The sequence below is a fragment of the Sulfurimonas sp. C5 genome (genome assembly GCF_029872055.1).
GTDB lineage: Bacteria > Campylobacterota > Campylobacteria > Campylobacterales > Sulfurimonadaceae > Sulfurimonas.
In genome coordinates, this window is record NZ_JARXNQ010000003.1 from 213363 (window position 1) to 227505 (window position 14143).

The following is a 14143-nucleotide window of genomic DNA, read 5'->3' on the forward strand; positions in this document are numbered from 1 at the left end:
ATCTACTTCTTAATGAGATCACTATAGTCATATTTAATAGGATCGATGTAGATTTTCTTTCCTATTCTTATAACTCTGTCATCATCTAAGTTTTTAAATTTTTTCAATGTTTTTTCCAGCTTTTTTTCTGAAAGGTGTAAAGATTTTAAATACTTTTTGAGTGAAACCATTTCACTCTCGGAGCTTTCTTCCAATTCTGCTTCAAAAGCTGTTTCTTCTTGAGCTATAAGTTCAGGTTCTTGCGTTGGAGCATTCAGCATAAACTTTGTAGAAAGAGTCTGAAGAATATTTTTTAGCTGTTCATCTTTCTCTTTATAGATTCTCTCAAGCTTCTCTTTTTCCTCAATAAGCATCTGCTCTTTTTGATCGCGAAGAGTTCTTGTTTCACCCTCTAAAGTCTCTACACGCTGTTGTAGTTTTGCATTTTGTTCTTCAAGATATTTATAGTATCTGTCATTTGCAAACGGTTTTGCACTCGATGTTCTTTTTTGCGGTGCTTTTACTTTTTCGTCAACCACTACTAACTTCACACCGTTTTCAACTACACTTTCAATGGAACCACGTCTTATTCTGTTGTGAATAGCTTCTTTTGAAACACTATAAAACTCTGCAGCTTCCTCTACACTCATTTTTTTCATCTTCGCTCCCCTTATCTCATGTTTTCAAATTTTAACGGAGCGTCCCACTCACCTTCACGGATCATCTTCATCACTTTTTGCAGGTCATCAATGTTTTTAGCTTTTACACGGATTGAGTCACCCTCAATTTGAGCATTTACCTTAAGTTTCATATTTTTTATATCGGCAGTGATCTTCTTTGCTTCTTTTGATTCAATATAATCTACCACTTTGTACGTTGCTTTTCTTGTCCCGCCGCTTGCATCTTCCACGCGAAGTTCGTCCAGTACTTTTGAAGAAAGCCCCTGTTTTAAAAGTTTATCGATCACTATATCTTTTAACGCATCTAATTTATTGTCCGATGAAGCAACTAACACTAACGCTTTTTCTTTCTCTTTATAGTTAACTTCGTACGATGTCCCTTTAAAATCGTATCTGTTTGCCACTTCACGATCTACTAAATTAATTGCATTTTTAAAAAGTTGTACATCTACTTTTGCCGTAATATCAAACGAATGCTCTTTCGCCATCACTCACCTTTTTTTTTGATTTAATTATAACATAAACGTAATGTTAGTTATTCACTCTTTTGCTCTTTTGATTTTTCTTTTTTAGCAAATCCCACACCTTTTTTTCTTTTAGGCTGTAATTGCAAAGATTCTATCTCTTCTTTATAGTCTATCCCCTCTTTATGCATCACTGCAATACACTTGGCAATAGCTGCTATTGCATTAGGGACTTCCCCTTTTTGTTTATATGCTTGTATGTTTTTTTCACTTACCTTGATCAGCTTACTAAATTTTGGCAAACTGATCTCGGCATCTAAAAGCAATTTTTTAAAGTCAATAAATGTCATGTTATATTCTCTATATATGATTATAAATTGAAATATAACATAATTTTCTCTATATTTTCTTGACATATATGAATAAAAACTATACAATCTCTATAATTTATTACTATTAGTAAGTAATAATGAGCTCTGTTAAAAGGATATAAGATGGCAAAAGCACTTAAGAAAAAAGCCGTAAAAAAGCTTGTTAGATCTGCAGCGAAAAAAACTGTTAAAAAGAAAGAGTTAAAAGAAGTAACTAAAAAAGCTACAAAAAGAGTTCTAAAAAAGAAACCTACAACTGCTAAAAAAGCGAAAAAAGTAGCGAAAAAAGCTATCAAGAAAGTTGCTTAACTTTCTTATGTAGAGTGTGTTCTCCTCACACTCTAAAAACTTGGACTCCCGTCAAAACCAAAACCACTATCAAAACCGCCGCCGAAGTTTCCAAAATTTGGATCTGTATAACCAAACATACTAGAACGTACTCTTAGTTTTTCAATGTCAGCTTTAGATGAGATATTTTGAGGACACACTACCGTACAGTTGTTACACAGTGTACAATCCCAAACACCGTTTGTCTGAATGGTGTCGATTTTTTCTTTGGCATCACCTTCACGTTTGTCACTCACATATTTCCAAACACGGGTAAGAGAAAACGGTCCTAAAAATTCTCCATTAACTGCATATACGGGACAAGATGAATAACACGATCCACACAAGATACAGTCACTCTGTACTTCGTTAATCTTCTCAGCTTCATGATCTAAAACAGCTTCATTATTAAAACTGTTGATCCACGCTTTTGCTTTAACATTCATCTCATATGATTTATCCATGTTCACAACTAGATCACGAATAACAGGCATATTGTTAAGAGGTTCTATTCTGTCTCCGTCTTGTACTTTATATGAACATGCCAGAACCTCTTTTTCATTCACGCGCATTGCACAGCTACCACACACACTGCTGCGACATCCGCTTGAAAAACTGAGTGTATTATCAATATCGTGTTTAATCGTATTTAAGGCTTCTAGTAATGTGTATTCACCATCTTCCAACTCATAAATTTCAAAGGCATCATCTCTTTTAACCGTTATTTTCATTACTCAGCCTCCATATAGTGTGCACCGCAGCTCTCTGTTCTGGAAAGTGCACTTTTTACAACCATTTCACTGACCTGTAAAATATTTCTGAACTCTAAAAACTCTTGTTTGTTGGTGTTATAAACAGAAGAAGGATCACTCCAGCCCATTTGCGGTAAAAGAGATTTAATCATCTCTATCTCTTGCTGTGCATCTTCAAGTTCTGAGCGTTTTCTAACAATCCCTACTTTGTTATAAAGTAAGTTGCCTAACTTCTCTTTGTATTTGTAAAAATCTACCGTATTACTGAACTCTTGCTCTAAAAAACATTCACAATTTACTGGAACAGACAACTGCTCTATGTTTTGTGCCCGTTTTGCTGCATTACGTCCTGCTTCACGACCAAAAACCACAATCTCCAAGAGTGAATTGCCGCCTAATCGGTTTGCTCCGTGTACATTATGGTTTGCACACTCACCGCAGGCAAATAATCCATCTATGTTTGTTTGTGACTGATTATCAACTGCCACACCGCCCATTGTATAGTGTGCTACAGGTTTTATAGGAATCAGGTCGTGTACAGGGTCCACATTTTCATAAAGCTTTGCCAGTTTTCTCTCTTGCGGCAAGCCTTCATCAATAAATGCCTCTCCAAGATGACGGATATCTAAAAACACCTCTTCCCCTTTTTTGATCTCCGCATCAATTGCACGGCTTACTTCATCACGAGGTGCTAACTCATTGGTAAAACGCTCCCCTTTTGAATTTAAGAGATAACCGCCCTCACCGCGAGCCGATTCACTGATTAAAATTGAAGAGTTTTTAAGTCCTGTCGGATGAAACTGTACAAACTCCATATCTTTTACGTCAGCTCCAATGCGAAGTGCTGCAGCAATTCCATCACCGCTTGAAGCTTTTGAGTTTGTTGAGTATTTATCATAGATACGAGAATAACCACCGCTTGCCAATATAACAGATTTTGCAATATATGTTTTTGTCTCTCCGCTGCGAAGATCTAAAATTTTTGCACCGCATGCACTACCGTTTTCATCTTGCAGAAGGTCGAGTAAAAAACTGTCACTGATAAATTGAATCCCTAATGCATTACAGCGATCATATAAAGTGTGAAGAATTTTTAAACCTGTATAATCCTGAGCATAACAAGCACGAGGGGCTGATGCACCGCCTAAACGACGTTGAGCTATTTTTCCATCTTTTGTACGGGAGAAACAAACGCCTATGCTGTTTAAATACTCGATTGCATTTGGAGCTTCCGAACACATAAAACGGATCGCTTCTTCATCCGCTGCACCGTGAGCAGACTTTAAAGTATTTTGTACATGATCTTCAACACTGTCTTCACCTGCGTTTCCAAGTGCCGCATTCATTCCACCCTGTGCCATACAAGTCTGACTACGTGTGGGATACTCTTTAGTAAGCACTAAAACATCAGCACCCTCTTCTTTTGCAGCGATCGCAGCCATAAGACCTGCTCCACCCGCACCAATAATCAATACATCGGTTTTCATATCCATACCCTTTCAATAGTTATGATTTTTACACATATTTTCTGTACTTTTATATATTTATTTTAGAAGCCAGACCGAAGGGAGGATTCGTATTCTAAAATAAAGGTATCAAAGTACTTATCAACTTAAAAACGTTAAAATATAATAACGCAAAACTCTCAAACTTCCCGCAATTATAACAAACCAAACAAACTTTAGTCTAACAAGCCCTGCAACTAATGTAAGCGGATCGCCAATAATCGGAAGCCAGGATAAGACTAAAGCATAATATCCGTACATATGCCCAAAACTATACGATCTTTTTCCTATCTTCGATCTAAATAATTTTTCTTTGGTTTTTGTATAAAGAAAATATCCAAGATAATAATTCACAATGATCGCCAGTATATTGCCTATCGAGGCAGATAATAAAGCATTTGCAATCGGCATTCCATTTGAGAGTGCTACTAAAAAAGCAGCTTCAGAAGAAAAAGGGAGAATGGTTGCCGCAAAAAAAGCGGCGAAAGCTAAAGAGAGTTCAGCCATAAAAAGTTTATAGGCTTACTTCTATATTTTTAATAACACCTGCGATCAGTTCATCTCTCGCTTCGACAGATGTCCAAGCGATATGCGGTGTCATATAGAGTCTGTTTTTGTTTTTTACCGCTAGAAGTGGAGATTCACTCGGTAGCGGCTCTTTTGTAAATACATCAAGTCCAAAATAAAGTTCTTTTTGATCTACAAGCTTTGCTACGGCATCTTCGTTGATAATTCCACCGCGTCCAAGATTTAAAACAATTGCGCCCTCTTTACATAATGACAACTGTGTTTCATCCAAAAGATTATTCGTCTGCTCGTTTAATGGTGCATGGATAGTGATAATGTCAGATGTACTCATAAGAGTCTTTAAGTCAACACTTGTGTACTCGTCATTGTTATTTTTTCCACTTGTTGAAAAGTAATAAACATCTGCTCCGAAACAACTTGCAACTTTGGCAACACCGCGTCCTATCTCACCAAGACCAATGATACCCCATTTTTTGTTTTTTACTTCAAAAAATGGACGGCTAACATCTGTAAAAATACCGCTTTGACTGTAAGTACCGTCTTTCACACTCTCATCATAGTAACGTGAATGTCCCATTAGATAAAACAGCATAGAAAATGTGTGCTGAATTACAGAATCAGTTGAATACCCGCTAACATTTTTCACTTCAATGCCAAGCTCTTTTGCAGCTTCCAAATCAACATTATTCATTCCCGTCGCAGCAATACAAATCAGTTTGAGATTGTTTGAGTTTTTCATAATCTCTTTTGTAATCACAACTTTATTTGTCACAATCACATCAGCATCTATTACTCTTTCTTGTGTTTGCTCAGCTGTAGTTTTTTCATACGCAACTACATCACCGAACTGATTAAAACCACTTAAATCTGTATCTCCAAACGTGATCGTATCAAGCAGAACAATTTTCATTAGTTGTCTTTTACTTTTTCAATAAGTTCTCTTGCTTTTTCAAGTGCTGCATCTACTTTATCGTAAACTAAAGCAACTGCCAAACGGCGACCTTTATGAGCTTCAGGTTTTCCAAACACTCTTACATAAGAGTTTTCAGAGAATAAAGAATCATCTACATCAATTACTGGCGCATAGTTGTGTAAATTTGTTTTGTAAGCAGCACTTGCACCATCACCATAGAATGTAAATCCTAAAGGAAGACCTAATACTGCACGTAAATGAAGTGCAAATTCACTTTGACTTTGAGTAATAAGCGTTACCATACCTGTATCGTGTGGACGAGGTGAAACTTCTGAGAAATATACTTCATCACCTTTTACAAACAGCTCAACTCCAAACAGTCCTTGACCACCAAGACCATCAGTGATCTCTTTTGCAATTTGCTGTGCTTTTTGTTTGGCTACTTCACTCATCTGCATTGGCTGCCAAGAGAATACATAGTCTCCGTCTCTTTGCTCATGTCCGATAGGCTCACAGAAAACTGTTTCTTTACCATTACGCGCTGTCAGCATTGTGATCTCGTAATCAAAGTCGATAAACGCTTCAACTATTAGCTCACTTGCATCACCGCGAGCCTCTTTTGCCATATCCCAAGATTTTGGAATATCAGCAACTGAACGAGCAACAGATTGTCCGTGACCGCTTGAGCTCATAACTGGTTTAATCACACATGGAAATCCAAGTTCTACTGCAGCTCCCATTAAGCCTTCTTCAGTTGTAACAAATCTGTATGGACCAGTTTTAAGACCTAGTACCTCAGCAGCAAATGTTCTAATGTTTTTTCTGTTCATTGTTTTTGAAACGGCATTTGCGTTAGGAATAACGTTGTACCCTTTATCTTCTGCTTCAAATAAAGCATCGATTGAAATAGCTTCGATTTCAGGAAGGATATAGTGTGGTTTTTCACGCTGGATAATCTCTAATACAGCTTCTTTATTTTGCATATCTACAACATAGCTGCGGTGGGCTACTTGATGTGCAGGAGCATTAGCATATTTGTCAACGGCAATTGTTTCAAGCCCTAACCTTTGAGCTTCAATAACAACTTCTTTACCTAGTTCACCTGAACCTAGTAACATGATTTTTTTTGAGTTTGATTTAAGTGGAGCAGAGAATTGCATCGATATAATCCCTTCGTTTTTTATTGAAGAAATTATATCAAATTTGAATTAAAATTAGTTTTTGAGCCCTATAAGCGTTTGAAGAAGTTGATCAGAAGTAGTAATCGTTTTACCATTGGCTTGGAAACCGCGTTGTACAATGATCAGCTGAGTTAGTGCACGTGAAAGGTCAACATTTGATGCCTCTAGTGCAGCTGACTGGATAAATCCACGTCCTGCCGTTGCAGCAGTACCAATGATTGGATCTCCAGAGTTTGCCGTTTGAATAAATACATTCCCACCTTCAGTCGAAAGACCTTCGTTATTTGTAAATTTAGCCATAGCAATTTGTGCAAGACCAAATGAACGACCATTTGAGAATGACCCGATTAGCGTACCTGATTGATCGATTCTGATACCAACTAAATCTCCACCAGTATAACCATCTTGCGAAATCCCTGATGTAGATGACTTACTATCAAAACTTGTCATACCGTCAAACTTATTCGCAGTACCGAAAGATAAAGTAATCTGTTGGTCAGGTGCTGAACCGTTATTTGCCGTAAATGAAATATTTGGCGGCGTATACGTCGCAAGTGATCCATCATTGTTAAATCTGATAGAACCTTTTTTCTCAAAAGTTGGTGCTACGGTATCGATCGTTGCAGGTTCTGGAACAGTGATCGTTACCGCCCATGTACTACCTGTTGCCGTATCAAGTGCCGTTTTTCTGAACTCCATTCTCAGTGTGTGTTTTGAACCTAAAGAATCAAATACGTCAATAGAACTAGAATGTGTTGCAGCATTAAATGATTGAGAAAATGATTTTCCTGCAGTACCCGCTTGAAGTACTGTATTCATAGCTTCCATATTTCTTGTAAAACGAGTATTTTCAGTCACACCACCGCCTGAAAGACCTGTAACTTTTAAGTTAATGTTATAACTCGTAGCATCAGGGTTTGTCAGTTCCAGCTTACCTTGATCATTGACAATTACAGAAATATTTGCAGCACCTGGTACAGCAACTTCAGCTTGTGCTTGATTCTCTAAAGCTTCACGGAGTGATGCAATAGTAGTAAACTCTTTATCTGCACCTGCTGCAGTAGTCGGACCTGCAGGATTATAAGTATATCTATATGCAGTTGTAGATGTCGTACCTGCAGCAAAACCAGGACTACCTGTTACAGCACTAATGTTTATATTATGTGATGCAGCAGCATTACTGTTGTCGTTTGTTAGTACAATTTGGTCTAAAGCGTCTACAGTAGCCGTTACCCCTGTAACAGATGAAATTGCATTAATAGCAGCAGCTTCAATTGCAGCATTTTGTGTAGCAGTATTAGCTGCTAGCAATGTAAAGTTAGCTGTTTTTGTCGTTCCATCATCTAGAGTAAATGTAATGCTTGAAGGAGTATCTGCACCTAAAGCAACACCTGACTGAATAGGGGCACTAGTCGTTGTCGATGCTATAAAAGATGCCCAAATACCTTGACCAGATTGAAGAGAAAATGCTTCACCTACTTCGTTAAACATAACCCCAAGATCACCAGATTCAATTGGATAACCGTTAGCATCTACCGCCGGTGTAGTACCTGTTGTACCACTTGCCACCTGATATGCAGGAGAATAACTCTCAACAAGAGGCCCAGAATTCAGATTTGCCTTCAGTACAACTTCTTGCGTTGCATTTGCAGGAGTTGTAAGTCCAGGTGGGATATTGATGTTTTCAATTGGTGCAGTAGAATCAACTTTTCCAGTTACTGGATCACGAAGCCACCCTTGAGCAATAAAACCGTTGTTGTCAACGAAGTTTCCACCTGCATCAAATTTAAAGTCTCCCGCACGAGTATACTTATAAGTGTTCCCGCCATCTGGAGAGATAATAAAGAAACCATCTCCCTGAATAGCAACGTCTGTATTTTTATCAGAGTTTTGTACAGAACCTTGAGCAAAAATTCTCGTCATTGAATTTACTGTTGATCCAAGACCTACTTGAACAGGGTTTTTCCCTCCAAGCTGTCCTTGAGGAGCAGTAGCAATAGCTTTTGTTTGTGCTAACAAATCAGAAAAATTTGCACGAGAATACTTAAAACCTACAGTATTAACGTTAGCAATATTGTTTGACTCAACATCCATCGCAACTTGATGGGATTGAAGTCCTGATACGCCGGAAAAAAGTGATTTTAACATATCAAATCCTTTACAATCTATCTATTCAAGATAGAGTTAGTAAAGGAGTTAAAGCATAAAGTGTTCCAACTTTTTTTATTGAGGTTAAGCACCCATATTTAGGGCTTTTTGAATCATCTGATCAGCAGTTGTAATAGATTTTGAATTTGCATCATAGGCACGTTGTAGTACGATTAGCTCAGTAAGTCCGCTAGCCATATCATAGTTAGCACTTTCTAGTCTGAAGTTTTGAATATTTGTTCCGATAATATTATTTCCGTCTGCATCTTTATAGAAAAATGCTTTTCCACTGTTAGCACTCTCTTCAAAACGTGTTCCGCTTACACGGTTAAGACCTTGTTCATTTTGAAAATGAAAAACTGCAATTTTACCTACACTGCTTTGTTTACCGTTTGTAAATGTTGCAAGAACTTCTCCATTTTGTGAAATCGAGTATCCCTGTAAATCACCACCAATTGTTCCATCAGCCAAACTTGAACCAGACACTAAAGGGACATCCATAGACACCATACCATCATAACCGCTACCAAGATTGATAGCAATCGTCGAACCGTTATTATTAATTGAAGTCAATGTGTTTGATGCAAGGGCACCTTTACCGTCAAACGTTACTTCACCTGAAGCTGTCGAATAGACTGTCGTACCATCTAAACTCTCAACTGTTGCTCTCACATCATACTGTGATCCAGGAGGTGTTTGTACAGCTTTTTTTGTAAACTCCAAACGGAGATGATTTCTGTTATTTTGAGAATCTACAACACTCGCTCCAACCGTTACAGGCTCATACCCAACACCCACATTGGCAATAAATTTTGCTGTTGTTGTCGGTTCAGGAGGATATGTCAAGTTTTTTGGAAAACGAAGTTTTTCAACACTGTTCACATCACCTAGAGCTACTTCTGCAAGAATGGAAGTCAAAACATTGTCTGCACTAATGTTATTGCCCATAGTCCCAAGAACATGTAAACCATCATTTGTTACAAGATCTGCATTTGCATCTATATTGAATCCACCGTCTCTTGTATAAATAGTGTTACTATCACCACGGACACCAAACCAACCTTCACCAAGTATAGCCAAATCTGTACTGCGATCTGAAAGTGCCAAAGTACCTTGTTCAGTAGACATTGCAGTTGCCTGCATTCTTACACCGTATCCTACACTTTGGGGAGAAACAGTAGAAGTTGCACCAGCCAATGCTTCTTCAAATAATGAAGCATACTCGGCATTATATGCACGATAACCTGTTGTCGATATATTTGCAATATTATTAGAAACTACATCTATACCCGCAGAGTAGTTTTTAAGTCCAGAAATTCCGGTATAAAAGGCTTGTGTCATCATGGGATTTTACCTCTTAATATACTTCCACAACACTATCAAGCGGTACATAACTCGAACCAACTTTTACATAAGTACTTCCTTGATCAAATCTTACTGATTCAATTGGATAAGCACCTAAACGTGTTGTTTGATTATTACCGTTTGAGTCACTATAACGTGCACTCACATGATAAATTCCACTCTCAGCAGCTTCGCCAGCTGTAGTCATCCCGTCCCAGTCAAAAGAGTATACACCTGAAGGGTTTGTACCAACATCAATACTCCCTATAACATTTCCGTTACTATCACTAATATCAACTACACCTTGTTGAATATCATTTGGAAAATATACTTCAAAAGTTGATGTGCTTCCTTTATCGTGAGCAATAGCGTCACTTCCAAGGTCAGCTGTTTTACCGATTGCTGCGATAGTTGAGAATTGTTGTGCATTACCTAAAGATTTAGTAAGGTTCTCTAGAGCTGTTTTTGTATTATCCGATGCTTCAAGTGCCGCCAGTTGGGAAGTTTGCGTTAAAATCTTCTCGGTATCCATAGGCTCTGTAGGATCTTGGTATTGCAGTTGCACTAAAAGCAGTTTCATAAAGTCATCTTTTCCTAGTGCAGTTTTGTTCTCAACTGCAGCAGTCGTATCTGCTACAGTTCCGTATGTTGCTACATTTTCTCCATAAGCATTAATTGCCATGACTTATCCTTTATGCATAATTAGGAACTACAATCTCTAAGGAGTTTACAATCTCCTCATTTGTGTCCTCATTTTGAAAATAACCGTACTCTTCTTGAGCATTTTGACGGTTATGTTGTTGCTGGTGAGCGTGCGATCCAGCACCGCTTTGGTCACCTTGCGACATATTACTAAAGTTCAATGAAGCATTTTGTATTCCACTATTGTTTAACTGTACTTTTAAGTCATTGGCATTCATTGCCAGAGTATTAATAGCAGCATTGTTGGAACTCAAATTAATATGTAAGTTTTTACCGCGTTGTATTACTGTTAGATCAATCTCTCCAAGCTTTTGAGGGTTTAGTTGTACCTTTACTCTTGTAAACGGTGGCTTATACTCTTCAATAGCCTGTTTAACATCTTGTGAAAGATATTTGATCATCTGTTTTGCTTCATTTATCTTCACTTCAAAGCTATCTGTTTTTTGTACATGCATGTCTGATTTAGCTTCAGTATGATTATGCACTACATTCTCACCTTTTAAAAGAGAATCTAAATTCTCATCGGCATCTGTTTTTGCCTGTGGAGCTATAACTCTGGCTGTTGCTACAGAGAAATCTGCCGTTAAATTTGTCTCATTTTTACGTACTTTTTCTCCACGTAATAGTAACTCCAAAGTATTTTGTGTTTTTTGCTTTTGTGTTTTATCGATCTCATTACCAACTTTCACATTTACAAGCTGTTGTGTAGTGATTTCAACCGGTTTTGTCTGTGTTTTGAATAGAGGTGTTTGTTGTACCTGTACAGGTTTCTCTTCAGTTTTTACTTGTTGTTTTACTTGTGGCTGTTCTTTGAGTTCAACTTCATTATTTTTTTGTACAGCTTTTTTCACAACTTTTTCAGATTTTATCTCTAAATCCTTTTCAAGCTTAACAATTGTTTTGAGTTCCTCTTTTGGCAGCTTTGGAGTAATACTTTGTTTTACCTCTTCAAGGGTAACTTTTGACACATCAATACCAAACTTTTGTGCTACTTGTACCAAACCTTTTAAAGTTTTTGGTAATGATGCTATTTCACTCTTTTTAAACCCTTCGAGTGAAATGATTTTATTTTTGAGATACTGTTTTGCTTCTTTGATAATTACTTTAAGTTCAGAAACTGTTTTATCCTCTGTTAGTTGAGGATTAAGTTCTAAAGGTTTTACTTCATTTTTCGGTGTTTGAATCTCTTCATCTTTTAATAAAGAGAGTATCGATGATGCTGTTGAAGAGTGTTTTGTGTCTTTAGTGTTTTGCTCTGTCACATTATCTTTTAAAGAGAGAACAAGAGTGCCATTTTGCGGTAATTTCAAATCTTTGTCCTGATCCGTAATTCCGCTGAGCAACGAAGCAAAAGAGAGAGTACTAGGCAATTTATCTTGCTGCGAATCTTGTGAAGATAAAACTAGTTTTGACGGTGTTTTAGTATCAGCTTTTAATTCTAAACCTATCATTATCTCTCTCCGTTTATGGGAATTTGATAAAATATAGCATTTAGTGTTCCAAAAACTTAAATTGTATTTGAATAGGCCGATATAGAAGAGATGATAAAACTTTTACTTTTTTTACTCCCGATAGCACTGTTTTCCGAGAAGATCTACGAAACGACTTTCACACAGGAAAATAAAAAAGCGATGAATAATCCTAAAATAAAATGTAGAATGGTATGCGATAAAAAACTTTATAGACAACAAGAGATCTCAGAAGCTATCTCTTTTTATAAAAGTTCAAAAAGATATACGTTTACCCAAAACGGCTTTAGCCCCTTTGAGTAAGTTCATTTAAACAAACGAGATCGTTTGATAAAACTCTGCTTGCAGAATGTTGTATCTCTGCCAATAATTCCTGTGGATTCTCTCCATCAGAAGGATAACTAGCCATTACAGAAGGCAACTCGACATTAAAAAAAGCCTCAAACAGACCTCTCACACTTTGTGCACCGAATTGATCTGTATACGGTAGAACAAAGAAATAATCATTTACATAATTGACAACAGAATCAGAATTGCGAAGTGTCTTTGCCAAAGATTTTTCAACTACTTCTAAATTTAGTCCGCCAAAGTCACAATAAAGTATTGTAAAACGCTCTGCACGATTTTCATCTAACCTATCTGCTATTCCAATATTCAAATCAATAAGTTGTTCAAAATTATCGAATGAGAAATGAATACCTGCCATCTATATCACCTTTATTTTTTAATATAAAAACAGTATAGCACAAATATTACATTATAGAAAACGGTTTCATTACCTCACGAGATTCTAACGGTTTTACCTGTACTTCTTCTTCTCCAAAAGCAAGTGTATACTCTTCATCTGCTTTAGTTTTACAGTAAGTTAAAATACCACGCATTGCGAACTCTTTATCTTCTTGAGATGCATTTTTGCTAAGCAGTGCATGCGGTCCCGGCAGACCTACAGTTCTAATGTGATAAAACTTGTCGTTTTCTATCTCTTGTAAAAAAGCATTCTCATCTTTATCACGACCGATGACAAGTTTTGCACCGTTTTCAAGTCTAAAATGACGACCGTGCTTCATTACAGGGATATCTTGTTTTTCAAATGTATCGTGCTTGATGAAGTCCCACATCTTTTTACCAAAATTTTCATCAGTTAAAAGACAACCGCCACCCGGAGATTCAAAATCAGTCAGACCTATCTCTTTAGCTAATTCCATTTGGCGATCACGACTTCTTCCCATAATATCTTCAAGTTTTTCACGATCAACCCAGCCTTCGATCTCAGGGATCGTAGGTGCTAAACGTTTCGCAGACATAGGACGAAGCAGAAGTCCCTCACAGTTAGATTCGTTAAGAACAGTTTGCAGGGCATCTTTATTTTGTGACATCGGGCGTTGTCCTAAAACCTCACCACTGATCAAAAATGAAGCACCTTCATCTTTCATAATTCTTTTTGCCACTTCAAACATTTTTGCATGACAGTCAATACAAGGATTGAAATGTTTCCCATAGCCGTATTTAGGATCAAAAAGTACATCTTGGAGATACTCGTCTTGAATATCTACAATTTTAAATTCTGCACCAACTTGAGCACACATGTTTTCCATATGGGCACGTCTGTCCTTTGTACTTCCAAAACCAGTTGCGATATTGATCGCCAACACATCTATACCTTGATCGATGATCAGTTTCATCGCTAAAGTAGAGTCCAGTCCACCGCTAAATAGGGCTATTGCTTTCATTTTCTTTCCTTGTGAAGGCACATGGGTATCTTTTATATAAGATACTGTTT

The 14143-nt window shown here is 37.2% G+C and carries 16 protein-coding genes; 2 read left to right on the plus strand and 14 right to left on the minus strand.

All coding sequences use genetic code 11. From position 1 onward, the window contains the following. Positions 1–2: 2 nt before the first annotated feature. Genes P6N22_RS07190 through P6N22_RS07200 form a run of 3 tightly spaced genes read right to left on the minus strand, consistent with a single transcriptional unit; the run spans position 3 to position 1473 of the window. Entirely contained in the window at positions 3–638 is a 636-nt protein-coding gene (locus P6N22_RS07190; RefSeq protein WP_280331573.1) for a DNA-binding protein, read from the minus strand. 11 nt (positions 639–649) lie between these two features. Continuing rightward, positions 650–1147, minus strand: a complete 498-nt coding sequence (locus P6N22_RS07195; RefSeq protein WP_280331574.1) for a YajQ family cyclic di-GMP-binding protein — start codon at positions 1145–1147, stop codon at positions 650–652. Positions 1148–1194: 47 nt separating this feature from the next. Further along, on the minus strand, positions 1195–1473 hold the full coding sequence (locus P6N22_RS07200) for a hypothetical protein (RefSeq protein ID WP_280331576.1): 279 nt from the start codon (positions 1471–1473) through the stop codon (positions 1195–1197). A gap of 144 nt (positions 1474–1617) precedes the next feature. Here P6N22_RS07200 and P6N22_RS07205 point away from each other — a divergent pair, with 144 nt between their 5' ends. Beyond that, complete coding sequence (locus P6N22_RS07205; RefSeq protein WP_280331578.1) at positions 1618–1803, plus strand: hypothetical protein; 186 nt, start codon at positions 1618–1620, stop codon at positions 1801–1803. Positions 1804–1835: 32 nt separating this feature from the next. On the opposite strand, the gene P6N22_RS07210 is transcribed toward P6N22_RS07205, so the two are convergent. The 9 genes from P6N22_RS07210 to P6N22_RS07250 form a co-directional block, all read right to left on the minus strand. Further along, positions 1836–2552 (minus strand): 2Fe-2S iron-sulfur cluster-binding protein, encoded by a 717-nt coding sequence (locus P6N22_RS07210; protein WP_280331579.1) that lies wholly within the window; start codon positions 2550–2552, stop codon positions 1836–1838. Further along, on the minus strand, positions 2552–4060 hold the full coding sequence (locus P6N22_RS07215) for an FAD-dependent oxidoreductase (RefSeq protein ID WP_280331581.1): 1509 nt from the start codon (positions 4058–4060) through the stop codon (positions 2552–2554). Before P6N22_RS07215 ends, P6N22_RS07210 begins: the two co-directional genes overlap by 1 nt. Positions 4061–4180: 120 nt before the next feature. Further along, positions 4181–4585, minus strand: a complete 405-nt coding sequence (locus tag P6N22_RS07220; protein ID WP_280331583.1) for a DedA family protein — start codon at positions 4583–4585, stop codon at positions 4181–4183. A 7-nt stretch (positions 4586–4592) separates the two neighbouring features. Further along, positions 4593–5516 carry a D-2-hydroxyacid dehydrogenase gene (locus P6N22_RS07225; protein WP_280331586.1) on the minus strand — a complete coding sequence of 308 codons (924 nt, stop codon included), beginning with the start codon at positions 5514–5516 and terminating at the stop codon, positions 4593–4595. Next, positions 5516–6679: a formate-dependent phosphoribosylglycinamide formyltransferase gene (gene purT, locus P6N22_RS07230; protein WP_280331588.1), complete on the minus strand. Its 1164-nt coding sequence runs from the start codon at positions 6677–6679 to the stop codon at positions 5516–5518. Before purT ends, P6N22_RS07225 begins: the two co-directional genes overlap by 1 nt. Before the next feature lie 54 nt (positions 6680–6733). Further along, entirely contained in the window at positions 6734–8848 is a 2115-nt protein-coding gene (gene flgE, locus P6N22_RS07235) for a flagellar hook protein FlgE (protein ID WP_280331590.1), read from the minus strand. A gap of 84 nt (positions 8849–8932) precedes the next feature. Then, positions 8933–10192: a flagellar hook-basal body complex protein gene (locus tag P6N22_RS07240; RefSeq protein ID WP_280331591.1), complete on the minus strand. Its 1260-nt coding sequence runs from the start codon at positions 10190–10192 to the stop codon at positions 8933–8935. A 13-nt stretch (positions 10193–10205) separates the two neighbouring features. Next, on the minus strand, positions 10206–10874 hold the full coding sequence (locus P6N22_RS07245) for a FlgD immunoglobulin-like domain containing protein (protein ID WP_280331593.1): 669 nt from the start codon (positions 10872–10874) through the stop codon (positions 10206–10208). A 10-nt stretch (positions 10875–10884) separates the two neighbouring features. Continuing rightward, positions 10885–12345, minus strand: coding sequence for a flagellar hook-length control protein FliK (locus P6N22_RS07250; RefSeq protein ID WP_280331595.1), 1461 nt, complete (start codon positions 12343–12345; stop codon positions 10885–10887). Between the two features lie 90 nt (positions 12346–12435). On the opposite strand from P6N22_RS07250, the gene P6N22_RS07255 reads away from it, so the two are divergent. Then, positions 12436–12666 carry a hypothetical protein gene (locus tag P6N22_RS07255; protein ID WP_280331597.1) on the plus strand — a complete coding sequence of 77 codons (231 nt, stop codon included), beginning with the start codon at positions 12436–12438 and terminating at the stop codon, positions 12664–12666. Here P6N22_RS07255 and P6N22_RS07260 read toward each other — a convergent pair. Continuing rightward, positions 12650–13069 carry a hypothetical protein gene (locus P6N22_RS07260; protein ID WP_280331599.1) on the minus strand — a complete coding sequence of 140 codons (420 nt, stop codon included), beginning with the start codon at positions 13067–13069 and terminating at the stop codon, positions 12650–12652. The two genes, P6N22_RS07255 and P6N22_RS07260, sit on opposite strands and share 17 nt — an antisense overlap. A gap of 46 nt (positions 13070–13115) precedes the next feature. Beyond that, positions 13116–14093, minus strand: a complete 978-nt coding sequence (locus P6N22_RS07265; RefSeq protein ID WP_280331600.1) for an argininosuccinate synthase domain-containing protein — start codon at positions 14091–14093, stop codon at positions 13116–13118. Positions 14094–14143 lie beyond the last annotated feature (50 nt).

Excerpts from the sequence above, each read along its gene's own strand:
- purT (WP_280331588.1), bottom strand. The coding sequence starts at position 6,679 with ATGCAATTCTCTGCTCCACTTAAATCAAACTCAAAAAAAATCATGTTA.
- P6N22_RS07255 (WP_280331597.1), top strand. The coding sequence starts at position 12,436 with ATGATAAAACTTTTACTTTTTTTACTCCCGATAGCACTGTTTTCCGAG.
- P6N22_RS07215 (WP_280331581.1), bottom strand. The coding sequence starts at position 4,060 with ATGAAAACCGATGTATTGATTATTGGTGCGGGTGGAGCAGGTCTTATG.
- P6N22_RS07205 (WP_280331578.1), top strand. The coding sequence starts at position 1,618 with ATGGCAAAAGCACTTAAGAAAAAAGCCGTAAAAAAGCTTGTTAGATCT.
- P6N22_RS07210 (WP_280331579.1), bottom strand. The coding sequence starts at position 2,552 with ATGAAAATAACGGTTAAAAGAGATGATGCCTTTGAAATTTATGAGTTG.
- P6N22_RS07245 (WP_280331593.1), bottom strand. The coding sequence starts at position 10,874 with ATGGCAATTAATGCTTATGGAGAAAATGTAGCAACATACGGAACTGTA.
- P6N22_RS07220 (WP_280331583.1), bottom strand. The coding sequence starts at position 4,585 with ATGGCTGAACTCTCTTTAGCTTTCGCCGCTTTTTTTGCGGCAACCATT.
- P6N22_RS07225 (WP_280331586.1), bottom strand. The coding sequence starts at position 5,516 with ATGAAAATTGTTCTGCTTGATACGATCACGTTTGGAGATACAGATTTA.
- P6N22_RS07240 (WP_280331591.1), bottom strand. The coding sequence starts at position 10,192 with ATGATGACACAAGCCTTTTATACCGGAATTTCTGGACTTAAAAACTAC.
- P6N22_RS07190 (WP_280331573.1), bottom strand. The coding sequence starts at position 638 with ATGAAAAAAATGAGTGTAGAGGAAGCTGCAGAGTTTTATAGTGTTTCA.
- P6N22_RS07195 (WP_280331574.1), bottom strand. The coding sequence starts at position 1,147 with ATGGCGAAAGAGCATTCGTTTGATATTACGGCAAAAGTAGATGTACAA.
- P6N22_RS07200 (WP_280331576.1), bottom strand. The coding sequence starts at position 1,473 with ATGACATTTATTGACTTTAAAAAATTGCTTTTAGATGCCGAGATCAGT.
- P6N22_RS07265 (WP_280331600.1), bottom strand. The coding sequence starts at position 14,093 with ATGAAAGCAATAGCCCTATTTAGCGGTGGACTGGACTCTACTTTAGCG.
- P6N22_RS07260 (WP_280331599.1), bottom strand. The coding sequence starts at position 13,069 with ATGGCAGGTATTCATTTCTCATTCGATAATTTTGAACAACTTATTGAT.
- P6N22_RS07250 (WP_280331595.1), bottom strand. The coding sequence starts at position 12,345 with ATGATAGGTTTAGAATTAAAAGCTGATACTAAAACACCGTCAAAACTA.
- flgE (WP_280331590.1), bottom strand. The coding sequence starts at position 8,848 with ATGTTAAAATCACTTTTTTCCGGCGTATCAGGACTTCAATCCCATCAA.